Below are 22,291 nucleotides of genomic sequence, written 5' to 3' on the forward strand. Positions count from 1 at the left end.
ATAAATAAACGAATTCTAGTAGTAGAAGATGATGTGGCCATTGCCAATTTGATAAAAATGACATTAGCTACCCAGCAGTATGAATTCGACATTGCCCAAGATGGGAATCGTGCACTTCAAAAGGCTATTACCATGAAACCAGATGTTTATATTTTGGATTTAGGACTACCAGACATAGATGGTGTAGAGCTTATTACAAAAATTAGAAGCTGGACTCAAACACCCATTATTGTCGTCAGTGCCCGCGGGGAAGAATATGATAAGATTAACGCCCTGGATGCAGGTGCAGATGATTATGTCACGAAGCCATTCAGTGTGGAAGAATTATTAGCAAGAATTCGTGTTGCTTTAAGGAGAGCAGCCTATGAACATCCACCAGAACAGGAAAATTCAACTTTTACCAATGGTTATCTTCAAATTAATTATGTAGATCAAACCGTATTAGTAAATGGCAAAGAAATACATGTCACGCCTATTGAATATAAACTTTTAGTTGTTTTATCCAAGCATGTCGGGAAAGTTCTAACACATAATTTTATTTTAAAGGAAATCTGGCACAATGCTCTACAATCAGATATTCCAAGTTTACGGGTGTTTATGGCGACACTTCGAAAAAAAATAGAAGCTGATCCAGCACAGCCTAAACTGATACAGACACATGTGCGGGTCGGTTATCGAATGCTTCGCTATCATGAAGATGAATAAGATAAAAGGATCGTAGCAGAAGGCTTAGTTGCACTTCTGCTCTTTCTTTGATGAATTCGCCTTATAAATTATCGCACCCTCCCATTAGCCTCTGCATATCATAGCTATAATCAGGTATGTCATCAATGAAAAACAAGTAGAAAGGAGATCATTATGGTATTTCGACCACCTTATCCATACCCTATGTATCCCGGTGGCATGAGAATGCCCATGCCAACACCACCACAGATGTCACCGCAGTCCTTTTTCCCGCCTGGAGGCTTCCCTGCTCAACCACGAATTCCAGGCGGCTTTCCAATGGCAAATGGAATAGGTTCCTTTGGAGGACAAATGCCGATGCCACCTGTGCAAGAACCTTCTAAAATCGGTTCATTCTTACAACAAGCAAACAGTTTATTTAATTCCGCTAAAACTTATACCCCTTATATTCAACAAGCGATGCCAATGGTTAAAAATATACCGTCCTTATTAAAGTTATATAAAGGATTCCAAGGACTACCTTCGACGGGAGGCGGAGCGGCTGGCGCTGATCGTGCAGGCAGTGATAGCAAGGCTGCTACAGGAACTAAGCGATCGGCAAGACAAAGTACATCAGCATCATTTTCGCCTCCTGAACCAATTCCATCTAAACCACGTATTTTCCAGCCACCAATGTAAATGAACGTTTCTTTGTATTCGCCGCCCCTGTCCGTTATAATGTAGATAGGTAAAGCTTGAAAGGAGTCACAACCATGCAAGTATTAAAAATTAATCCACGTGGCTATTGCTACGGTGTTGTTGATGCGATGGTCATCGCACGAAACGCCGCACTTGATAAAACATTACCAAGACCTATCTACATTCTAGGAATGATTGTCCATAATAAACATGTCACAGACGCGTTCGAAGAAGATGGTATCATCACTTTAGACGGCGATAATCGCTTAGAAATTATCGAACAAGTTGAATCTGGTACTGTGATTTTCACAGCACATGGTGTCTCACCTGAAATTCGTGAAATTGCGAAGCGTAAAGGCCTAGTGTCCATTGATGCTACATGTCCTGATGTAACTGTTACTCACGATTTAATTCGTGAAAAATCTGCAGAAGGCTATGATATTATTTATATTGGGAAAAAAGGACACCCGGAACCTGAGGGTGCCATTGGCGTTGCACCTGATCATGTCCATTTAGTTCAATCTTCCAATGATATTGATGCGTTAAACTTAACGAATGATAAATTGCTTGTCACAAATCAAACGACAATGAGCCAATGGGATGTCGCCCATTTAATGGATAGTTTAAAAGAAAAATTCCCTCATATTGAGGTACACAAAGAGATTTGTTTAGCTACTCAAGTCCGTCAAGAAGCTGTCGCTAAGCAGGCAGGAGAAGCGGAACTATTGATTGTTGTAGGTGACCCTAAATCGAATAACTCCAATCGTTTAACGCAAGTTTCTGTTGAAATCGCTGGGACACCTTCCTATCGTATCGCGGACGTTTCAGAGCTTAAAATAGATTGGTTAAAAGGCATTAATAAAGTTGCTGTGACAGCAGGTGCTTCAACACCAACACCTATTGTCAAAGAGGTCATTGCCTTCTTGGATCAATTTGATGAAAATGATCCATCCACACACGTTATCAAACGTACAGTGACATTAGATAAAATTCTACCGAAGATTAAAACACCTACACCAGTTGAGAAAATTATGCCCCATTGATTACTAAAAAAATCCTGCTTGTCATGATGACAAACAGGATTTTTTCTTTATTTACTAAAATAATAGTTTATCGGACGACCAATTCCACCATAATGGACATCCATCGTAATTTTCTCTTGTTTCTCTAAATAATCTAAATATCTTCTAGCTGTTACACGAGCAATCCCAACGCCACTTGCAACTTCTTCTGCCGATGCACCATCTACCGATTGCAAAAAGTGCACCACTTTTTCCAGCGTTGTACGGTTAAAGCCTTTCGGAAGGTTTTTTTCTGTTTGTAATAAGGTAGACTGTTCCAAAGTGCCATCACGATAATGGAATAGCTGATCCAATTCACCTTGTGTCAGCTCGCGTTCCGTTTGCGTTTGCTTTTTAAAGCGTAAATAATTTTCAAGTGTCCCTTTGACACGTTCAAACGAAAAGGGCTTCATAATATAATCAAAAACACCTAGATGCAATACTTGTTTCACCGTGTCCATATCATTCGCAGCCGTGACAGTGATAACATCTACTGGTAAGTCCAGCTCGCGAATTTTATGTAAACTAGTGATGCCATCTTGCTCCGGCATAAAAATATCCATAAATACTAAGTCAGGCTGATGTTGACGAATTTGCGTCACGCCATCTAAACCATTGGATGCTTGTCCAATCACCTGAAAGTGATCTACCTTTTCAATAAATTGACGATTCACCTCACGGACCATTGGATCATCCTCAATTAATAATACTTTGATTTGTACCATTATCAGCCCTCCATTCCAAAATTAATGCTTATGCATAGTAAAATGTTAGTAAAAAACTAGTCCCTTTATTTGGTTCGCTGATGACTTCAATATCACCTTGTCCTTTTTCAACAATCTCTTTTATTAAAAATAGCCCTATTCCTCTGTAATTTTTCTCTTTTGTAGAAAAACCATTGTCAAAAATATGGCTCTTGATCTCATCTGTCATGCCAACACCGTTATCCGTGACCAGAATCGCTAAGACATCCTCGTCTTCATCGACAGAAACATGGATAACCTTTTCCTCCACCTGTGTATCCCTTAATGCATCAAAGGCATTTTCTATTAAATTCCCGAATAGAATGACAAAATCATGATGATCTAAATTAGGTGGAAAGGATGTTAAACGACTTTCACGGTCAATTTCCAGTCGGATTCCTTGTTCTTTAGCATAGGAAATTTTACTAAGTAATAGCCCTGAAATATTTTCATTCTTAATACGTTCATTTAAAAAGTTAGTAATTTCATCGTGTTCTTCCTTTACCTGCGTCAAGTAGGATAAAGCCTGCTCATGATGTCCAAGTTGTAAAAGTCCAGCTATCGTATGCAGTTTATTTTTATGCTCATGTGTTTGAACACGAAGCGCTTGAACAAATGCTCGTACTCCTGTCAGCTCTTCAGCAAGCTTCTTCACTTCTGTCCGATCTTTAAACATGGCCACTGCTCCAACAGTTTCTCCACTAACCTGTATGGGGATACGATTACTCATAATACTATGATCATTTATATATAACTCTCGGTTAAATAGTGGCTGATCAAGCTCCAAAATTTCAGGTAGCCTTGTATCCGGTAAGACGTGAAAAATTTTCTGACCAATCAAATTAGATGGTTCTTCGTCAACTCCAAGTATTTCGCAGGCCTTCTCATTAAAAATGGTAATGGTCAAATCATTATCGATCGCAATAATGCCCTCATGCATCGCATTAAAGGTTTCCGTTCGTTCTACATACATTTTGGCAATTTCATGAGGCTCTAATCCAAACATTTGCTTTTTCATATGAAGCCCTAATGTTCGCGCACCCCATACGCTAAAGATTAAAGATAATAGTAAAGTAATGATCAGCTCCGTTTGCATCGATTGCAGTAATTCCGCCACCGTCAAAACACTATATCCAACGACCGTAACACCTATTTGTTGTCCTTGATTGTTCATAATTGGTACAAACGCGCGAACCATGTTGCCATGCTCCCCATGTGCGATTGACGTATAGTAATGTTCGGAAAAAGCAGCGTTTAAATCGGCAGATTGCGAAATGCTACCCAGTTCCGCTTTACTGGGGTGAGAATACTTCTGTCTTTTCATATCCAAAACGACTATATATTGAGCCCCATTTATATCTCGGATTTCTTCCACTACAGGGTTAATATGTTGTATGGCCATTTCAATGTTTTCGTGGGCAATATAGGTTTTAATTTCAGGAAGCTGCGCCACTGTTTTGGCTACTAGTAATGCTTGGTCACTAAGCTTGCTCTTTTGTTCATTCATCACATACCCCAACAAAAAAGTACCACCAATACTAAAGGAAAGCATGAGTATAAAAAAAGTCAGCGACATAATTTTTCTTTGCATCGATAACTTCTGAAATTTCAAGATAATCGCCTCCCCTCTACTATATTTTAGCTTACTCCATATGTTAGAATAACAAAAACAATAGAAAATACGAATAAATTGGGTGTATTCAATGAAAAAATTTATTATTGGAACGATTGTAACCGTCTTATTTTTAGTGATCACCATTAGTGTTCAACAAGGTTTGCTTTTCGCAAAGCCGCTTCCATACGATGATGAACAAAAGGGGTTAGACACGCAAATTACCATCCATCTAAGTCATGTAGTAGCTGAAAATACACCAAAAGGACAGGCTGCCAATAAATTTGCTGAATTAGTAGAAGAAAAGACGAAGGGCAAAGTCAAAGTGCATGTATACTCCAATTCCTCTTTATTTAATGATGAAAATGAGTTTCAGGCTTTGCAAAAGGGTGAAGTCGAAATGATTATCCCGACCTTTTCTAAGATGACAACGTATGTACCGAATTGGCAAGTTCTTGATTTACCCTTCCTGTTTAATACAAATGATGAGGTACAAGAAGTACTGACAGGAACAATCGGTGATCAATTATTAAACGAGCTAGAACCAATTCATATAAAAGGGCTCGGCTTTTGGTACAACGGCTTTAAGCATCTAACCTCTGTGGATCACCCCATTCACACATTTGAAGATTTACAGGGTTTACGTGTTCGCACAATGCCTAGTAAAACATTGGAGAAACAATTTGAAGTTTTGAAAGCAACGCCTATTCCGATTTCATTTAGTGAGGTTTATACAGATTTAGAGAAACACGCCATTGATGCACAGGAAAATACAGCCTCTAATATTTACTCAAAAGGTTTCTACAAAGTTCAAAAACATATGACCATCACACAGCATGGTATTTTAGGCTATGCGGTATTAATGAATGAAAGCTTTTGGGATTCCTTACCAGCTAAAATTCAACATCAATTGGTGGAGGCTATGAAGGAAACAACAGATTGGCAGTTTGAACAGGCTGCCCGTATGAATGAACAGGATATGTTAAAGCTTAAACAGCAAGATGATTTTGATGTTTCTACAATGAGTCTTAAGGAAAGACAGCGCTTTAAGGAGCAGCTCTCCCCTGTCTATGATTTTTATAAAACCCAAACACAAAATGATGAGATTCTAACTGAGATTAAAAAAATTGTTGCACCATAATACTTTTGGTCATTAATGATAGATCCTTACATATCGTAAGGATCTTTTCTTTTGTATTATAATAGATTACTAAAATTTAAAACTACTATAAAACAGCCTGAAATCATTGCTATTACTGCATTTACCAACCCTCTCATTGAAAAATGAACTAAATGAACAATAGAAACATTACGGTCATAAAAACTATTGTCGGAAAATTTCAGCTATGATAACGACATGAAAGCGTTCACACAATCTTCATAGATGTTGTAGGGGGAGAACTATATGCGTATAAATTTTAAAAACTTAACAGTCCAAGTATTGATTGCTATTGTACTAGGGATTATCGTAGGTGCAGCGTTCCCAGAGTTCGGAGCAAAGCTAAAAATATTGGCGGATATATTTATTAAACTAATTAAAATGTTAATAGCACCCATTATCTTCTTAACGGTTGTAATTGGTATTGGTAGTATGGGTGATGTCAAAAAGGTTGGGAAAATCGGGGGAAAAGCTTTAATCTATTTTGAAATTGTTTCGACATTTGCCTTGGCGATTGGTCTTATCGTTGTCAATATTGTACAACCAGGTAAAGGCTTTAATACAGAAGCCGCCAACGGAGCAGATGTCTCTCAATATACAAATGCAGCGGCGGCAGAACACGGTTTGGGTGCATTTATCATGCAAATCATCCCTGATAATGTTGTGGGTGCACTCGCAAATGGTGAATTACTACCTGTCTTATTTTCAGCTGTATTATTTGGATTAGCAGCGGCGGCGATTGGTGAACCAGCTAAGCCAGTTATTAAATTTTTTGAACAAGTTGCGGATATCTTCTTTAAAATCGTTAATATGGTAATGAAAATTTCTCCTATTGGCGCATTTGGTGCCATGAGTTATACAATCGGCAACTTTGGACTTAAATCTCTAGGCAACTTAGGATTTTTAATGCTCTCCGTCTATATTACAATGTTTATTTTTATCGTTGTCATCATCGGATTTATTACACATTACTTCGGTTTTAGTATTTTTAAATTTATTAAATACATTAAAGATGAAATTTTCATCGTTATTGGTACATCTTCATCTGAATCAGCATTGCCTTCCATGATGCGTAAATTAGAAAACTACGGCTGTTCTAAGCAAGTTGTGGGGCTAGTTATACCAACAGGTTATTCCTTTAACTTAGATGGAACATCCATATACTTATCGATGGCCGCTATATTTATTGCCCAAGCTTACGGTGTTGATTTAGATATTTGGCATCAAATCACATTACTAGCCATTCTAATGCTTACATCTAAGGGGGCTGCGGGTGTAACAGGCTCTGGGTTTATTACACTTGCTGCCACATTAGCAGCATTCCCGATGATTCCCGTAGAAGGAATTGCATTACTAATCGGGGTTGACCGCTTTATGTCCGAAGCTCGAGCTGTTACAAATCTTATTGGTAATGGTGTGGCGACAGTAGTTGTTTCAAAAATGGAGAAGGAATTTGATACAGAGCAGGAAAAACGTGCTCTCTCAGGTGAAATCGCACAACCTTAAATAGTTAAAAAGGCTACTGAAAGCGAGATACTTGTCTCTCCTTAGTAGCCTTTTATATAGTCCATTTTTAGAAATTCATAGACACCACCATTTGTTGCTTGCATATAAGTATGAGCGTCTTGAAATCCTACCTTGCGATATAGCTTGATTGCTCGTAGATTAAATGTGGCGACCGATAAGGTAATCATTTCGCAAGGATAGTTTGCCAAGACAAAATCAATAGCATTTTTTTAAAAATTATAGCCTAGGCCTTTTCCTGTAAGACTAGGTTTCATGCCTAAGCCAATCTCCATCGTTTGGTCAGCAACCGTCATAATGCTAAAATAAGCAACTAGTTCTTGTTTTTTTAAGACCGCAAAAACATTTCCTCTTGTATACGGGTTGAGAAATGCTTGTAAATCCTCATGGTCAGCCTCCATATCATAGAAAGAATAGTGACCCTCATAATGCCAATTATAAGCGATATCTTCTGCTTGTTCTTGTGAAATTGGTAGAAAACAATAGCTCAAAACTTTATCCTCCTGTAATTTTGTGAAACCTCTGGAATGACATACTCGTATACATAATGAATGGAGGTTTCTTTATGGCAACATTTACGCTTCACTATCCTAAGGCCTTTAAAAGCTTTTCTAATATTCCTATTATCAATGAAAACAACGAAACAGTGTGTGTGCTTCAGAAAGTAGAGCGTTCTTCTACTGGTAAAGTTTTAAATGCCGTATTATTAGTTGCGGCACAGCAAACTTTACCCTATCGTTATGAAACACGAACAACTTTAGGTGCCCCCCTTTTTCAAGTACAATCTACTCTGTTAACAAAAGGGGTAAGTCATCAGCTCGTTATGCCTGATGGTAGCACCATACCGATTGTCCGAAAAACAGTTCAATTATTAGAATCCTCGTACACCTTTACTATGGACAATTTGGCATTTCGTTTTGAAAGGGATTTTACTGCTACCGCCTATTTATATTGTAATGATGAGAAAATTGCCAGTGCAAGCCCAATAGAGACTGAGCTCATACGGACGGGGCTAATGTTTAAACTTTTCCAAGCTGATGATATGCACTTTGTGGCACTCCTCGCAACACTCTATCAAGCTTTATTTGCCATGAGTAAGTAAATGAGTCATGAATTTAGTTTCACATTAAGAGCTTACATAGCAAAAAAGAAGGCATCCAGATTTAAAATCTCGATGCCTTTTCAATTTATTTTTTCTCGCTCCCCATTTAATATATGAATGACATAGGAATCGCTTTGACTCACATTCGTTTGGACAATTTTTTTTACTGCACCTTCCATCTTAGTCGCTAGTTGAAGTGCCTCCGCATTGTCACCTTTTATAGTTGTTTGAATCGTAATGGTTGTTCGATTCTCTAGTATTAAGTATTCGTATACATCAAAAGATTGTAGCCCTTTTATTAAATCTTCGATTAATAGATTAATATCATTGCCCATCGCTTTATTACCATCCAGCAATGATGTAAATTCCCATCTTTCAAAGACAATCGGGTAATCCTTTAAGGCAGAAGTTTTTATAACGCTTTTTGCAATAGCTTCCATGTCTGTTTTAACCGACTGAACATACTCTTCTCCCCCTACAATTTGGATGACCAATTCCTTTTCCGCAGTTGTTTTAACATCTATACCGACGTATTTTTCAAGCAGCTTATCTTTTAATAGTGATAAACTCAACTCTTCTTTCGTAATTATTGGTCCTTTCTCGAAATTGGCTTCTAAAGGCTTACCATCTTCATATTTATTAAACAGGATGATGATCGCGATAATGACCAGCATTAATCCTGTAACGACTCCTATCCGTTTCACAATGAAATCCCCCCTGTTAGGAAGGTATGAGCTCTGCAAATACAATATTCACCGTTTTCTATCACTGTTTTATCGTTACTATGAAATAAACCATTTCTGACACTGCTTAATTTCCCTCACATATTCCGGAACACGAAATAAATTAGCTATGTTTTGTCCTTTTTGTGTCATGATTTTTAAAAAGGAGTACACTTAAGGGGTAGTAATTCTATATTTTTGGAGGGTTTTAAATGGATGCAAAAGCAGCGGAAATTAAAAATATTATGACCTTGAATCTACTCGTACAAATTCTAAAAGAGCGTGGCATTTTGACAGATAAGGAATTAAAGGAACGACTCTCAAATACGGTCAAACTATCCTCTATGGATGCAGATTTGAAAGAGAAGGTTATTGAAGAAATCGAACATTAATAGGAATAATTCCAACAAAAACAACCGCTTCCATGCTACTAATTTAGCTGAAAGCGGCTGTCTATATATTTGCTTTTAAGAAAGACAATAAGTACTTTAATGTGCCTAGTGTCACAACATTATGATCGAATTGTTTTTAAAGCTGTTGACCAAGGAATAAGCTGATCTAACATTTGATGAACTGAATCCGCCTGCACCTCTTTTGGCTTAAAGACTGAGCCGTTTTCAAAATCGGTAAATAATGATAAAGCTGGATGAACTCGAACATCAGCAACTAGTAATTCTCCAAGAATCCCTCTTAAATGCTCCGCAGCACGTGCTCCTCCAACTGAACCATAGGAAACGATACCCGCAGCTTTATTGTTCCATTCTACTCGTAAAAAGTCTAATGCATTTTTTAGTGCACCTGTGATGGAATGGTTATACTCTGCTACAATAAAGACAAAGCCGTCACATGCAGCTACTTTCTCTGACCATGTCGCTACTCCAGAAGTATCTCCCCCTGGCTCTCCAAGAAACGGTAATTTAAAATCAGCGATATCAATTATTTCATATTCCGCATCACGGCGTTTTTCTGCGACTTCCTTTACCCACGCTCCAACTTGTGGGCTAACACGACCTTCTCGCGTACTTCCTAAAATAATACCGATTTTTAACATATGACCCTCCTCGTTTTCCCATTCAGTTTGTGAAATCATCGTCATTCCATGTACGTGAACAACACTCGTAACCATTTTGGCCAGATACATACAGCTTTATTCATGGACTCTATGTAGTCGCTATGAATACTTCGAATTAAATAGTCTTTAATTCAAGATTAAATTACCATATATTTTTATTTTCTGTCAATTATTTAAATGCGAAACTTTTTGAACTCCCTCATTACTTTAATTTAATGGGCTGTTCCAACGCCTCCAGTTCTTCCTCCATGGAGCTAAACTGTCTTTCCACTACATATTTTGCGTCTGATACTGCTGCATTATAAATATATGGAGCGATATTTTCCTTGATAAAATCTAACACACGCTCTGCTTCAAATTCACTAATGTCTTCATCTCGATGAGTGTAGAAAAATCGCTGAATATCAGCCACTATCATTTCTTGCTGATCTTTAGTTAAACGAATAAACAAGATATATCTCTCCATTTCTGCTAATTGATGTCATCTTCATTTTATCATTATCCTTCTATTCTTTGCATACAAAAAGGATGAACACTACCTAGTAATGTTCATCCTTTTATTATTGTTTACATTCAAATGAATAACTCGTGGAAAGGAAGTTTTTTTCCTTTGATATAATGGCTTGACCGCCATTGTCTTCACATTGTACGGTCATGGCATCCATTTTCTTTTCATTCATCATATTCGTCATAACCGTCATCCCTATACCAAAAACAGCGATGAATAAACCGATTATAATCCACAGTTTACCAGCCTTATTGCCAGCAGGTCTTTCATTAGCCACATCTATTCCCCTCGCTTAAACAAATAAAAATGGTTCTGTATGAATGGTTGATTGTACAAATTCAACCACATATTTTTTATCCGCACATAGCTTCGTCATTTTCGCCGCTACTCCTGCAATCATCACTTTTTCTACATGGTGACCAGGATCTACAATTTGCAGATTCATCGCTTGAGCATCCTGTGCTGTATGGAAGTACATATCACCCGTTAAAAAAACATCTGCTCCTGCACGTTTCGCTGCATAAATATACTTATTACCATCTCCACCAACAAGCGCAACTTTCTTAATCTTCGACTGTAAATCACCTACGACACGAACCGCTGGAACTTGTAATTGCTGCTTCACGAACTCTGCGAATTGTTGTAAGGTCATTTCTTTAGCTAAGTGACCTACACGCCCTAATCCCATTCTATTCGTTTGCTGTTCAAGTCGAATGACATCATAGGCTGGCTCTTCATAGGGATGACTAGTAAGCATTGCCTTTAAAACACGGTTTTTCATCGATTCAGGAAATACGACTTCTACCTTTACTTCCTCTTCAACATGTAATTCACCAACTGACCCAACGAATGGATTGGCGCCTGCTAACGCACGGAAGCGTCCTTCTCCAGCAGTTGTATAACTACATGCTTCATATTCTCCAATGCGCCCTGCTCCAGCCTTTGCTAGCGTCTCGCGTAAATCCTCAGCATTTGCAGACGGGATAAAAACAGCAAGCTTTAAAAGATGTTCTGAGTACGTTTCTTCTAGTATTGTACGGTCCTGTAGTTGAAGCGCATCTGCTAATAAATCATTAACTCCACCTTCAGCTACATCTAAATTTGTATGCGCCGCATAAACAGCGATATCATGTTTAATGAGCTTTTCATATAAGCGCCCTGCTGGATCGTCTGTACGAATATTCGCTAGACGTCTAAAAATTGGAGGATGATGTGCAATGATCAGCTCACATCCTTTTTCAATGGCCTCATTCGCAACAGCTTCATTGACATCTAAAGTGACTAATACTTTGCTAACAGGTTTATTGAGTGTACCAATCGCTAAACCGATTGGATCATTCTCCATGCAAGCCAGTTTTTTAGGCGACCATGATTCGAATACTTGAATAATTTCTTGACCATTTACCGACTTCATTTTACAAAACTCCTTCTACTAATTGAATAAGAGCCAATAACTCTGCACGTTTTTCTTCAATTTCAGGTGTTTGTTCTGCATCTTTTATGGATTGTAACACACGTTGCCAATTTTCTTTTTCACGCGTCCATTTTTTTATAAATGCTGGTGCTTTACGGGTACTTAATTTAGGACCAAATAAAATCTCTGCTGGCGAAAGCTCCATTTGTGCTCTTTGCAACACAAGAATTTCATAGATTTTATCATCTTCCTCTAAAATTTCTTCATCGAGAATAGCCCAATTATGTGCTAAAGCCCACTCACGGATCACCTTTGCATGAATATTCGGTTGTAAAATGAGACGTGTGACACCTTGCAGCTTTTCAGGATGCTTCTCTAAAATAGAGACAATTAAGGGACCACCCATTCCAGCAATCGTTACTGTATCGACATGGTCAGTCAATTCTATTGCTGCTAATCCATCTGCTAGACGTACCGTAATTTCTTTGTTTAATCCTTCTTTTTGTACTTGTCCCACTGCTGATTCATAGGGGCCTGCTACTACTTCCCCTGCTATTGCTGAAGAAGCTATTCCTTGATGAATTAAATAGCATGGCAGATAGGCATGGTCACTACCTATATCCGCTACTACCGCTCCTGTGGGAACAAATTTTGCTACCATTTCTAATCGCTTCGAAAGTTTTTGTGCGTTCATTTTTTACCGCCTACCTTAAATAGAGTCCATTACTAGTATGGATGATGTCGTGAAAAAAAACAAATGGAGTCGTCTCACAGTATTCATGTGGACAACCCCATTTCATGATTCTTTACATTTAAAAAGTAGCTGTACTATTTCAGTACAGCTACTTGTCAGTCATACTATTCTAAAGTAGAAATGTATTCAGCAATAGCTTTTGCTTCTGCTTCAGTTTTCATGTTTGGTTGCATTGGAGTACCTTCGATACCCTTTGTTAAAACTTCAACGATATGGGCTTCATCTAAGCCATGTAGGTTTGGACCCATACTACCAGTTAAATCACCACCGTGACAACCGATACAAGATTGTACTAGAGCAGCACCATCATCATTTGCGTCTGTAGTTTCAGTAGTTTCGCCACCGCCCTCATGTTCAGCAGCAATTTCTTTCTTGTTATCTGCACCTTGTAAAGACATGAAGAAAATAAGACCAATACCAAATGCCAGAATTAAGATGTAAGGAACGACTGGATTGTTTTTCATAAGTTTCCCCTCCTCATTTTAAGTCTACTTCTATTATAATATAGAATCAGTCAACATCTAATATTGTACTTCATTAACAAAGAAACGAAAAGCCCTATTCGCTAAGTTGTCCTTTGTTTGTAACAAATTCGACATTTCTGTATCTATTGGATAAAATATGTCTTGCCAAACCAAATTTTGGTCAATTTCACAACTTTTTTTCATACTGTTATCATACCCTTTGCATACATTCATATACCAAAAAAATAAAAAAATCCGCACACCTGATATAAAGTGTGCAGATCATTTATAGGGGCAAAAAATTACAATAAGTTTATGATATAATAGCCAATCAGTGCTAGTAATCCTAAAACACCGGAGACTGTGAAATAGAGTAGCTTCATTTTAATACCTGACCAAAGCCAAATAAGACAATTGGCGGCAATCAAGCAAAATAAAACAATATTATCTCCACTAAAATATGTAGTGCACACACGGATAGATATACTAAATAATAGGATGGCGGCAAGTAAATGAAATATAGGAGCTAATAGATGTTTTTTTTTCGCCATTTGGAACGCAGCGATAAATAATATGCATGCACCTATACCTACGACAACGGTTAAAATCAGTGTTAATGACTTTATTGTAAAATAGATAGCCAAAACAGCTATTATAGCGATACATAGACTTGCTACCAAAAGAAACATCTTTCTTTTTTCAGATGGCAAGATTGCTTGTTTAGGATCTTGAACCGGTTCTAACTCCTCTATATCAGCCCCCTCTGTATAAAGAGCTGCTAAAAAGTCACAATAGTGCTCTGGTAATAGCTTATTTTGCTTCCAAAACAAAATTTCATTTAGAATAATTTTTTTCCGGGGATTCGTCATAATGTTAACTCCAAACATTGCTTAATAATGGTTGCATTACAATTTTATCTCACAGCCTTCGGAAATACATCTGTATAAAGTCGCAAATCTCTCATTCCCTTCATTCTAATTATCTATTATTAGTGGAAACAAGATTGGGGAATAACGGGGCTATTTACCTTTTCAATGGTATAAAAAAGGAGCGATCCAACTAGGTATTTTCACACTAGTAGGATCGCTCCATCTATATAAATTATTCTAAGAAGTCTTTTAGACGTTTACTACGAGAAGGGTGGCGTAATTTTCTTAGAGCCTTCGCTTCAATTTGACGAATACGTTCACGTGTTACGCCAAAAACCTTACCTACCTCTTCTAAAGTTCTTGTACGACCATCATCTAAACCAAAACGTAAACGAAGTACGTTTTCTTCACGGTCTGTTAATGTATCAAGGACATCTTCTAGCTGTTCTTTTAACAATTCATAAGCTGCATGGTCAGATGGAGATTGTGCTTCAGAATCCTCGATAAAGTCTCCTAAATGGGAATCATCTTCTTCTCCTATCGGTGTTTCAAGAGATACTGGTTCTTGTGCAATTTTTAAAATTTCGCGTACTTTTTCTGGTGTTAAATCCATTTCTTCGCCAATTTCTTCTGGAGAAGGTTCACGGCCAAGATCTTGTAAAAGTTGACGTTGTACACGTATTAATTTATTAATGGTTTCGACCATATGAACCGGAATACGAATTGTACGTGCTTGGTCTGCAATGGCACGCGTAATAGCCTGACGAATCCACCATGTAGCGTACGTAGAGAATTTAAACCCTTTACGGTAATCAAATTTCTCAACGGCCTTAATAAGACCCATATTCCCCTCTTGAATTAAATCAAGGAATAGCATTCCACGACCTACATAACGTTTAGCGATAGATACTACCAGACGTAAGTTTGCTTCTGCAAGACGTTTACGTGCTTCTTCATCACCTTGCTCAATACGTTCAGCAAGTGCGATTTCTTGCTCTGCAGATAGTAAATCAACTCGACCGATTTCCTTTAAATACATACGTACAGGGTCATTGATTTTAACACCTGGTGGTACACTCAAATCATTTAAGTCGAAAGTCTCTTCGTTCGCTTCTTCTTTCATTAGACTTTCTTCTTCAAATTCTTCTTTTCCAATGATTTGAATGTCTTTATGCTTTTCAAGATCCTCAGCAAAATGGAAAATTTCTTCATTTTCCAATTCATAAGGTGTTAGTTTCTCTGAAATTTCTTTCATAGAAATTTCACCCTCTGTTTTTGCTTTTTCTTGTAGGAATTTTTTTGCATCATCTAATGTAATTTCTACTTCTATCTCTTTTGAACGTTCTGACTTGTCCGCCATAAACCTTCCTCCTTCTAAACAACCGAATCGGGTTAAATCGCCGATAACGATTTTCTTAAATGAATAATCTGTTGGGCGATTTCAAGTGCACGTGCATACTCATGCATCTTCTCCGCTTCCTTTGACTCATGCATCTTTTGATAAATTTCTTGCTCAATTCTATATTTTTGAAGTTGACGGATTGAGTCCACAACCTCTGCCTCTGCTTGATCAGGATCTCGCTCGACTAAAGCCGCTTCCATAACAATTTTCCGTAATTCAGCGTCATCCAAAATCTCCATAAAGCGTTGATAATCAGGATGACCATATTCCTCATAAAATCCTACTAAGCGAACAAAAACAGCCATATAAGCATCTCGTACAAATGGCTCTTTTTGCTCACTCCGTAATACCCTGTCCACTACATCTATATTATGAAGCATATGAGCCAGTAATAAACGTTCGGCACGTTCAGCTGCATCCATAGGCTTTTGTTGTTGCGTGACTGGCATTGAAGGCGTTTGTGTCGGCATTTCTGGTTTTGCAGAACGTACCTGATTCGCCTCCAGCTTTCGGAATTGGGCATAAATGGCTTCTTCCGAGATATTTGTTTCATTTGATAGCTGTCGTATATACAAATCCCGTTCAACTGGCGACGATCTACCTATGAGCTGTTCAAGGACTTCTTGTATATATTGAAGCGTATCATTTTCAAATTGAAAGTTCTTATTTCGTCTAGCATGCATCATCATAAAAGCAATATACGCATGAGGGTTTTCCAAAATTTGTTCCTTAAATGCTTGTCCGCCTAACGTGCGAATATATTCATCAGGGTCCAATTTTTCTGGTAACACAGCAATATCAACTTTCATGCGCTCCGTATGCAAAAGCTGCGCCGCTCTTTTCGCTGCATCAAATCCAGCATTATCACCATCATAGCAAATCGTAATTTGCTCAACTAAGCGCTTAAGCTTTGTGATATGCTGATTTGTTAGCGAGGTACCCATTGTTGCTACGGCATTCATAACACCTACAGAGTTAGCTGCTAACACATCCATAAAACCTTCCATCAATACTACTTGACGATTTTTTCTGATAGAAGTTCGTGCTTTATCTAGGTTATAGAGCACTTCACTTTTCTGAAATATTGGTGATTCTGGACTATTTAAATATTTCGCTTCCTCACCTGTTGATGAAAGTATTCGTCCTGAGAAGGCAATAATTTTACCATTCTCATCTCGAATCGGGAACATGATCCTTCCTCTAAAACGATCAAAATAACGTTCTTCTCCCTCTCGCTTAATAATTAACCCACTTTCCGCCATTTCTTGTAAGTTATAACCTTTTCTTTCAAGCAATATTGTTAGGGCGTCAAAGCTTGGGAGAGACCAACCGATGTTATTAGATTCTATAAGCTCCCTTGTAAATCCTCTTTCTAGCAAATAATTTAAAGGTTCTTCGCCATCCTCTGTATTTAACAGTAGATGGTGGAAAAAATCTGCTGTAAAAGCGTGTGCTTCTTTCATCCTTTCTTCCGCTTTAGAAATCTTTTTTGTTCCCCCAGGAAAACTTGGCTCAACATCTAAATGTATGCCAGCTCGTTCTCCAAGTTTCACAACAGCATCAGGAAAAGATATGCCTTCAATGTCCATTACAAAAGTAATGGCATTTCCCCCTGCACCACATCCAAAGCAATGGAATATTTGCTTGTCCGTTGAAACAGAGAAAGACGGTGTTTGTTCTCCATGGAATGGACAGAGGCCAAACCAATTTCGCCCACGCTTGGTCAGCTGCATGTATTCACTAATAACATCAACGATATCCGATTGTGTACGAATCTGTTCAATTACTTCCTCTGGAATCTTCCCTGCCAAATCCATCATCACCATCTTTAATAATTACGTTCTAGAAACACAATTCGCTATTCGTTTTAAAATTCCTTTATTTCTCGACAAAAAATTAGGATTTTTCTCTTATAAATATTTTTACCACAATTTTATTATTATAAAACAAAAATTAGTTTTTATCTATACTAATTTCAAAATCCACTCAAAAAAACCGCCTCTATCACCGAGGTGGTTTATTTTCGTACAATTTATTTGCAAGTCAAAATATGTTCTATGATAGTATTTGCTGTCTCTTCCACTGCTTTATTAGTCACATCTATTACTCGACAGCCTATTTTGCCGACAATTTTTTCAAAATGTTGAATCTCTTCTAAAATACGATTATGTTGCGCATAAATGGCATCATCATTTAATCCGAGAGACATTAATCTTTCTTTCCTTATAGAATTTAACTTCTCAGGAGAGATGATTAAACCAAAACATTTTTTAGGGTCCAACTGTAATAGCTCTTCAGGTGGTTCTACTTCAGGAACTAAAGGAACATTCGCCACCTTATACTTTTTATGTGCTAAATATTGTGAAAGGGGCGTTTTTGATGTTCGAGATACGCCTACCAACACGATATCAGCTTGTAATAATCCACGGGGATCACGACCATCATCATATTTTACTGCAAATTCAATGGCTTCAATTTTTTTAAAATAATCATCATCAAGCATATGAACAATTCCAGGTGTCTCCAATGGATTTTCTTCCATAAAGGTTGCCATTGATTGTAATGCAGGACCTATTATATCGACTGCATGTATCTTTTCCTGTTCACATAAATCACGTAATAGCTTTCGCATTTCTTGACGAACAAGTGTGTAAACAATAAATGCTTGTTGTTGTGCTGCAAGGAAAACAATCTTACGAATAAGCTCCTCTGATTGAATATGTGGAAATCGTCGGATAACAGTATTCTCTAGACCGGGTCGAAACTGGCTAATTACTGCTTTTGCAACTTGGTCGCCAGTTTCACCCACAGAGTCAGATACAACAAATACGCGTAGTCTTTTCATGCAGCTCTCCTTCAGATTTAGTCATTTTGCGCAAGAGATAAGAAAGCTCGTGTAATCGTTGTTTTTGTAAGACGGCCTATAATCGTCAAACCACCCTCTTGTGGTTCGACTACTGGTAGCGAATCAACTTCTCGTTCAATGAGCTTGTTCGCGGCAACAACCAAAGAATCTGATCTTTCACAGTACGAAATATTAGGCATACGTGTCATAATTATATGTACAGGAATTTTATTTAAATCCTGCGTGCCAATACTTGTACGCAGTAAATCTTTGCGAGATAGTACGCCTGTCAAAAACTCATTCTTATCTACGACAAAGAGTGTACCAACATCTTCTGAAAACATAAAGCAAATTGCATCATAAACCGTCATTGTTTCTGGGACAACTACAGGGCCTGAATGAAAATCCTTTACTTTTAAATTGTGAATACTATCCATCAATGTAACGGATGCCTTTTTCCCTGAATAGAAATAACCAACTCGTGGTCTTGCATCTAAAAATCCCGCCATCGTAAGGATCGCTAAATCTGGTCTTAAAGTCGCTCTAGTCAGATTGAGACGTTCTGCAATATGTTCCCCAGTGATAGGGCCGTTTTCTTTCACAATTTGTAAAATGTTTTCCTGACGTTTATTGAGTTCGATTGGACTCACCGCCTCAAATCTAATAGTGTTATACTTATGCTCAATTATTATATACTATAGAATGATAGGTATGCAAAGTATTACACTAATTCTATACAAAAGGTGTTATAATAATGCTTTGCATAATTAAAGCAGTATTTCAATTATACAACATACTGCATAAAATAGCAGTAATCTGTGTTAAGTTATGGCGGATAAGTGTAGAGGATTTTAGTTTAAGGGTAATTTCTTTAATTTGTATTTTTGTCATGAAGGCTACACAGCTTGATGAATTGCTTATAAACGAGCATCATTAATCATGCTATTACAACTATTCGTATTCCCCTCGAAGTTCCAAAATCATTTATCAAAAGGCTTTACGGCCAGTAATTGGTTGTTGAACACTTTTAGCCAATATTCTTATACTACGGCTCTCATGCAAGGATTCTTGCTGAGGAGAAGTAGTATTTTTTTGTTCTCCATAATAGTTCATATGATTGTCATTGCCACTTTGGTAAGAGTTCATTCGAGCTCATCATAAAAAATTTAAGGTCATCTTTTAAACGAATAAATTAAACGTATTGAAAAAACTCCTCCACTTTGAAACTAGAGATGATATAAAAGCACCTCTTCCGAAATTCACCTTGTCGACTGTAACATTTTTTCACTTGTTCATACTCTGTTCATACTATCGTCACTGGCAGTACATCTCCGTTGTATAAGCTTTCCTTAGGACTCGTTAAGAGGTCCCATTAACAGCTAATGAAAGGAGAATTCAAATGATAATGAGGATAAGCACTAGAACAGGAAGAAAAAGAACATCACTCCTTGTAATCCTTATGCTAACAATACTAGCCCCCATATCTGCAATGGGCACAACTGCCGTCAATAACAGCGGCAGTCTTACATTTGAGGCGACCAAAGAAATAGGCATAGAAAAAGCTAAGCTGCTCACTGAAACGTACGGCGCTACAAGTTTGCAATACGCACTCATCGATGATGGAGAAATTGTCATTTCAGGGCATGCTGGCAAAAACGATTTAAATGGCAATAGACCGCTTACTGCTAATACAATGTACGGTATAGGTTCTACGAGCAAAATGATGCTCACAGCGGCTGTTATGAAGCTTGTCGACGAAGGTAAGGTAGATTTGGATTTGCCCGTGGTGAACTATATATCTGATTTTACGATGAAAGACGACCGTTACAAACAAATTACACCTCGTATGCTCCTGAATCATTCCTCTGGCCTGCTAGGAACTTCGTCGCTAAATACATTTTTATATGACGATAACGATACGTATGCACACGATTCTTTGCTAGAGCATTTAGCCACTCAAAACTTAAAGACTGATCCGGGAGCTTTTTCGGTTTATTGTAACGATGGTTTTACGTTAGCTGAGATTTTGATAGAGCGAGTGAGTGGCATGAGCTTCACCGCATTTATCAGCAAGTATTTGACAGAGCCTCTAGAAATGAGCCATACGAAAACGCCGCAGGATCTTGTAGATTCTTCGAAACTAGCGGGAATCTACTCCCCTGCCTATAACGGACAACTACCAGCAGAAAATACTAATATTATTGCTACTGGTGGCATTTATTCCACAGCTGAAGATCTCGTTAAATTCTCACAAATCTTCACAGGACAAGTTGATGATATTCTATCTCGTGAATCAGTAGTAGCCATGACACAAGATGAGTACAAAAGAGGCATGTGGCCTGTGGAAGCTGATCCATCTTTCGTCGCTTACGGGCTTGGCTGGGACAGTGTACGCTTGTTCCCATTCAGTGAATATGGCATCAAGGCACTTACGAAAGGTGGAGATACATTATCTTATCATTCTTCAATAGTTGTACTCCCGGAATACAACATGGCTGCGGCTGTTGTCTCTTCAGGAGGTCAAAGCTTATTAGATCAACTGTTAGCTAATGAAATTCTGCTTAGTGCACTTCAGGAAAAAGGGATTATTCATGAACAGAAGCCGAAAAAGTCCCATGGCGTGCCTATAAAGGCTGAAATGCCCCAGAAGTTATCGCAGCATGCAGGTATGTATGGTGGTATTTCAGGTGCGTTAATGAAGATAGAAATTAATTCTCTTGGTGAATTGTCTGTATCTATGCTTACGGCCCCTGATAACCCTATCCAAACGTATTCATATACAGCAGATGGTTCATTTGTAAACAAGGAAGGGACAGAAAAGATAAAGTTCATAGAGGAGAAAAATGGACACACCTATTTATGGTCCAGCTTGTATTTTAATGTACCGGGTCTTCCCCAAACAGCTGTCTCCGAGTATAAAGCTGAAAAGCTAGAAGCCAATATCTTAACGAAAGATATAGCTTCCATATGGGAGAAACGTGAAGGGGAAAAATATTATTTAATGAATGAAAAATATTCATCGATGCTCTACACTAATTCTGCACCAACTTTAACAATTGATACGATTAAAGATGTTCCAGGCTATTTGTTAACTAATAAAATTATTGGAGCAAACCAAGCAGTTAACCAACTACAAATCCCTGGCATGGCTGGTCGAGATACTATGGAAATTGAATTTTTCAAGAAAAATGGAGTAGAATATTTTACAGTAGCAGGAGGTTTATACGGTCATGAGGAGCTTGTAAAACCGCTCTACCCCGGCAAACAATCTGTCACAACGATCCAAGCAGACGGCCATGCTAAATGGTTTTCAGTACCAACAAATGCAAAAGAAAAAATCATGACAGTTAAAATGCCGTCCAAGGGCTCCTTTGCTGTATATGACCAAACAGGTAATTGCGTGAACTATACTGTGGTTAGTGGTATAAACGAAGTCTTATTACCAGAAAACGGTAGAGTTGTATTTGTAGGAGAAGTAGACGCCAAATTTGAGATTTCATTAAAAAAATAAATGTCCGCTTACCTAAAAAGCTGTCCTTCGGTCATGATTGACCGTATGGGACAGCTTTTTGGGAGGACTAAAAAAGGCCCAAACAATATTTAGCCAAAATTAACAGTCCCCTCGTGTGACGAGGCTGTCGACCGTCAAAACTGGTTTATGGCCTTCAGAACAACATA

General features: G+C 38.0%; 23 protein-coding genes and 1 pseudogene. 8 read left to right on the forward strand and 16 right to left on the reverse strand.

The features are described from left to right. The 3 genes from PI85_RS04325 (at window position 1) to PI85_RS04335 (ending at window position 2,405) form a co-directional block, all read left to right on the forward strand. Window positions 1–705, forward strand: a complete 705-nt coding sequence (locus tag PI85_RS04325) for a response regulator (protein ID WP_008178419.1) — start codon at window positions 1–3, stop codon at window positions 703–705. Between the two features lie 153 nt (window positions 706–858). Further along, window positions 859–1,362 (forward strand): VrrA/YqfQ family protein, encoded by a 504-nt coding sequence (gene vrrA / locus PI85_RS04330; RefSeq protein WP_036127150.1) that lies wholly within the window; start codon window positions 859–861, stop codon window positions 1,360–1,362. Between the two features lie 74 nt (window positions 1,363–1,436). Further along, a complete protein-coding gene (locus PI85_RS04335; RefSeq protein ID WP_036127152.1) occupies window positions 1,437–2,405 on the forward strand; it encodes a 4-hydroxy-3-methylbut-2-enyl diphosphate reductase in 969 nt (322 codons plus the stop codon). A gap of 47 nt (window positions 2,406–2,452) precedes the next feature. Here the strand turns inward: PI85_RS04335 and PI85_RS04340 are convergent, their stop codons facing one another. Together PI85_RS04340 and PI85_RS04345 are read right to left on the reverse strand one after the other, a co-directional pair. Beyond that, window positions 2,453–3,148 (reverse strand): response regulator, encoded by a 696-nt coding sequence (locus PI85_RS04340; protein WP_036127154.1) that lies wholly within the window; start codon window positions 3,146–3,148, stop codon window positions 2,453–2,455. 28 nt (window positions 3,149–3,176) lie between these two features. Beyond that, on the reverse strand, window positions 3,177–4,718 hold the full coding sequence (locus tag PI85_RS04345) for a sensor histidine kinase (protein ID WP_200886552.1): 1,542 nt from the start codon (window positions 4,716–4,718) through the stop codon (window positions 3,177–3,179). Window positions 4,719–4,869: 151 nt separating this feature from the next. Between PI85_RS04345 and PI85_RS04350 the strand changes: the two genes are divergently transcribed. Continuing rightward, window positions 4,870–5,919: a TRAP transporter substrate-binding protein gene (locus tag PI85_RS04350; RefSeq protein ID WP_036127156.1), complete on the forward strand. Its 1,050-nt coding sequence runs from the start codon at window positions 4,870–4,872 to the stop codon at window positions 5,917–5,919. Between the two features lie 264 nt (window positions 5,920–6,183). Continuing rightward, window positions 6,184–7,443, forward strand: coding sequence for a dicarboxylate/amino acid:cation symporter (locus PI85_RS04355; RefSeq protein ID WP_036127158.1), 1,260 nt, complete (start codon window positions 6,184–6,186; stop codon window positions 7,441–7,443). Between the two features lie 41 nt (window positions 7,444–7,484). On the opposite strand, the pseudogene PI85_RS04360 reads toward PI85_RS04355, so the two are convergent. After that, window positions 7,485–7,952: pseudogene (locus tag PI85_RS04360) on the reverse strand (GNAT family N-acetyltransferase). 74 nt (window positions 7,953–8,026) lie between these two features. Here PI85_RS04360 and PI85_RS04365 point away from each other — a divergent pair. Next, window positions 8,027–8,563 (forward strand): hypothetical protein, encoded by a 537-nt coding sequence (locus PI85_RS04365; protein WP_036127160.1) that lies wholly within the window; start codon window positions 8,027–8,029, stop codon window positions 8,561–8,563. A gap of 80 nt (window positions 8,564–8,643) precedes the next feature. On the opposite strand, the gene PI85_RS04370 is transcribed toward PI85_RS04365, so the two are convergent. Continuing rightward, on the reverse strand, window positions 8,644–9,267 hold the full coding sequence (locus PI85_RS04370; protein WP_225316131.1) for a hypothetical protein: 624 nt from the start codon (window positions 9,265–9,267) through the stop codon (window positions 8,644–8,646). Window positions 9,268–9,497: 230 nt separating this feature from the next. On the opposite strand from PI85_RS04370, the gene PI85_RS04375 reads away from it, so the two are divergent. After that, entirely contained in the window at window positions 9,498–9,677 is a 180-nt protein-coding gene (locus PI85_RS04375; RefSeq protein ID WP_008178439.1) for a hypothetical protein, read from the forward strand. 119 nt (window positions 9,678–9,796) lie between these two features. Here the strand turns inward: PI85_RS04375 and PI85_RS04380 are convergent, their stop codons facing one another. The 12 genes from PI85_RS04380 to PI85_RS24365 all read right to left on the reverse strand — a co-directional run bounded on the left by PI85_RS04380 (window position 9,797) and on the right by PI85_RS24365 (window position 19,759). Then, window positions 9,797–10,336, reverse strand: a complete 540-nt coding sequence (locus PI85_RS04380) for an NADPH-dependent FMN reductase (RefSeq protein WP_085961723.1) — start codon at window positions 10,334–10,336, stop codon at window positions 9,797–9,799. Between the two features lie 223 nt (window positions 10,337–10,559). Continuing rightward, the gene (locus PI85_RS04385) at window positions 10,560–10,808 is read right to left on the reverse strand and encodes a DUF2164 domain-containing protein (RefSeq protein WP_036127163.1); all 249 of its coding nucleotides are present in this window, start codon (window positions 10,806–10,808) and stop codon (window positions 10,560–10,562) included. A gap of 109 nt (window positions 10,809–10,917) precedes the next feature. Further along, window positions 10,918–11,142, reverse strand: a complete 225-nt coding sequence (locus tag PI85_RS04390; RefSeq protein WP_036127164.1) for a hypothetical protein — start codon at window positions 11,140–11,142, stop codon at window positions 10,918–10,920. 15 nt (window positions 11,143–11,157) lie between these two features. After that, the gene (locus PI85_RS04395) at window positions 11,158–12,279 is read right to left on the reverse strand and encodes a Nif3-like dinuclear metal center hexameric protein (protein ID WP_036127167.1); all 1,122 of its coding nucleotides are present in this window, start codon (window positions 12,277–12,279) and stop codon (window positions 11,158–11,160) included. Between the two features lies 1 nt (window position 12,280). Beyond that, window positions 12,281–12,973 (reverse strand): tRNA (adenine(22)-N(1))-methyltransferase TrmK, encoded by a 693-nt coding sequence (locus tag PI85_RS04400; RefSeq protein WP_036127168.1) that lies wholly within the window; start codon window positions 12,971–12,973, stop codon window positions 12,281–12,283. 164 nt (window positions 12,974–13,137) lie between these two features. After that, window positions 13,138–13,497 (reverse strand): cytochrome c550, encoded by a 360-nt coding sequence (gene cccA / locus PI85_RS04405; protein WP_008178451.1) that lies wholly within the window; start codon window positions 13,495–13,497, stop codon window positions 13,138–13,140. A gap of 302 nt (window positions 13,498–13,799) precedes the next feature. Next, on the reverse strand, window positions 13,800–14,366 hold the full coding sequence (locus tag PI85_RS04410) for a hypothetical protein (protein WP_036127169.1): 567 nt from the start codon (window positions 14,364–14,366) through the stop codon (window positions 13,800–13,802). A gap of 232 nt (window positions 14,367–14,598) precedes the next feature. After that, on the reverse strand, window positions 14,599–15,726 hold the full coding sequence (rpoD, locus tag PI85_RS04415; RefSeq protein ID WP_004227165.1) for an RNA polymerase sigma factor RpoD: 1,128 nt from the start codon (window positions 15,724–15,726) through the stop codon (window positions 14,599–14,601). A 32-nt stretch (window positions 15,727–15,758) separates the two neighbouring features. Next, window positions 15,759–17,585 (reverse strand): DNA primase, encoded by a 1,827-nt coding sequence (dnaG, locus tag PI85_RS04420; RefSeq protein ID WP_233301486.1) that lies wholly within the window; start codon window positions 17,583–17,585, stop codon window positions 15,759–15,761. Window positions 17,586–17,800: 215 nt separating this feature from the next. After that, on the reverse strand, window positions 17,801–18,613 hold the full coding sequence (locus PI85_RS04425) for a pyruvate, water dikinase regulatory protein (RefSeq protein ID WP_008178459.1): 813 nt from the start codon (window positions 18,611–18,613) through the stop codon (window positions 17,801–17,803). A 17-nt stretch (window positions 18,614–18,630) separates the two neighbouring features. Then, entirely contained in the window at window positions 18,631–19,263 is a 633-nt protein-coding gene (locus PI85_RS04430; RefSeq protein WP_008178461.1) for a helix-turn-helix transcriptional regulator, read from the reverse strand. 337 nt (window positions 19,264–19,600) lie between these two features. Next, entirely contained in the window at window positions 19,601–19,759 is a 159-nt protein-coding gene (locus tag PI85_RS24365) for a hypothetical protein (RefSeq protein ID WP_158499484.1), read from the reverse strand. Between the two features lie 253 nt (window positions 19,760–20,012). Between PI85_RS24365 and PI85_RS04440 the strand changes: the two genes are divergently transcribed. Further along, window positions 20,013–22,124 (forward strand): serine hydrolase, encoded by a 2,112-nt coding sequence (locus PI85_RS04440; protein WP_036127172.1) that lies wholly within the window; start codon window positions 20,013–20,015, stop codon window positions 22,122–22,124. The last annotated feature ends 167 nt before the right edge of the window (window positions 22,125–22,291 follow it).

Origin of the sequence: Lysinibacillus sp. A1, assembly GCF_000801965.1 — a bacterium.
GTDB lineage: Bacteria > Bacillota > Bacilli > Bacillales_A > Planococcaceae > Lysinibacillus > Lysinibacillus fusiformis.

What these genes read in the sequence shown, in the direction of transcription:
- vrrA (WP_036127150.1), top strand. Translation starts at nt 859, where the DNA reads ATGGTATTTCGACCACCTTATCCATACCCTATGTATCCCGGTGGCATG.
- PI85_RS04335 (WP_036127152.1), top strand. Translation starts at nt 1,437, where the DNA reads ATGCAAGTATTAAAAATTAATCCACGTGGCTATTGCTACGGTGTTGTT.
- PI85_RS04340 (WP_036127154.1), bottom strand. Translation starts at nt 3,148, where the DNA reads ATGGTACAAATCAAAGTATTATTAATTGAGGATGATCCAATGGTCCGT.
- PI85_RS04345 (WP_200886552.1), bottom strand. Translation starts at nt 4,718, where the DNA reads ATGCTTTCCTTTAGTATTGGTGGTACTTTTTTGTTGGGGTATGTGATG.
- PI85_RS04350 (WP_036127156.1), top strand. Translation starts at nt 4,870, where the DNA reads ATGAAAAAATTTATTATTGGAACGATTGTAACCGTCTTATTTTTAGTG.
- PI85_RS04355 (WP_036127158.1), top strand. Translation starts at nt 6,184, where the DNA reads ATGCGTATAAATTTTAAAAACTTAACAGTCCAAGTATTGATTGCTATT.
- PI85_RS04365 (WP_036127160.1), top strand. Translation starts at nt 8,027, where the DNA reads ATGGCAACATTTACGCTTCACTATCCTAAGGCCTTTAAAAGCTTTTCT.
- PI85_RS04375 (WP_008178439.1), top strand. Translation starts at nt 9,498, where the DNA reads ATGGATGCAAAAGCAGCGGAAATTAAAAATATTATGACCTTGAATCTA.
- PI85_RS04380 (WP_085961723.1), bottom strand. Translation starts at nt 10,336, where the DNA reads ATGTTAAAAATCGGTATTATTTTAGGAAGTACGCGAGAAGGTCGTGTT.
- PI85_RS04395 (WP_036127167.1), bottom strand. Translation starts at nt 12,279, where the DNA reads ATGAAGTCGGTAAATGGTCAAGAAATTATTCAAGTATTCGAATCATGG.
- PI85_RS04400 (WP_036127168.1), bottom strand. Translation starts at nt 12,973, where the DNA reads ATGAACGCACAAAAACTTTCGAAGCGATTAGAAATGGTAGCAAAATTT.
- cccA (WP_008178451.1), bottom strand. Translation starts at nt 13,497, where the DNA reads ATGAAAAACAATCCAGTCGTTCCTTACATCTTAATTCTGGCATTTGGT.
- PI85_RS04410 (WP_036127169.1), bottom strand. Translation starts at nt 14,366, where the DNA reads ATGACGAATCCCCGGAAAAAAATTATTCTAAATGAAATTTTGTTTTGG.
- rpoD (WP_004227165.1), bottom strand. Translation starts at nt 15,726, where the DNA reads ATGGCGGACAAGTCAGAACGTTCAAAAGAGATAGAAGTAGAAATTACA.
- dnaG (WP_233301486.1), bottom strand. Translation starts at nt 17,585, where the DNA reads ATGGATTTGGCAGGGAAGATTCCAGAGGAAGTAATTGAACAGATTCGT.
- PI85_RS04425 (WP_008178459.1), bottom strand. Translation starts at nt 18,613, where the DNA reads ATGAAAAGACTACGCGTATTTGTTGTATCTGACTCTGTGGGTGAAACT.
- PI85_RS24365 (WP_158499484.1), bottom strand. Translation starts at nt 19,759, where the DNA reads ATGAACTCTTACCAAAGTGGCAATGACAATCATATGAACTATTATGGA.
- PI85_RS04440 (WP_036127172.1), top strand. Translation starts at nt 20,013, where the DNA reads ATGATAATGAGGATAAGCACTAGAACAGGAAGAAAAAGAACATCACTC.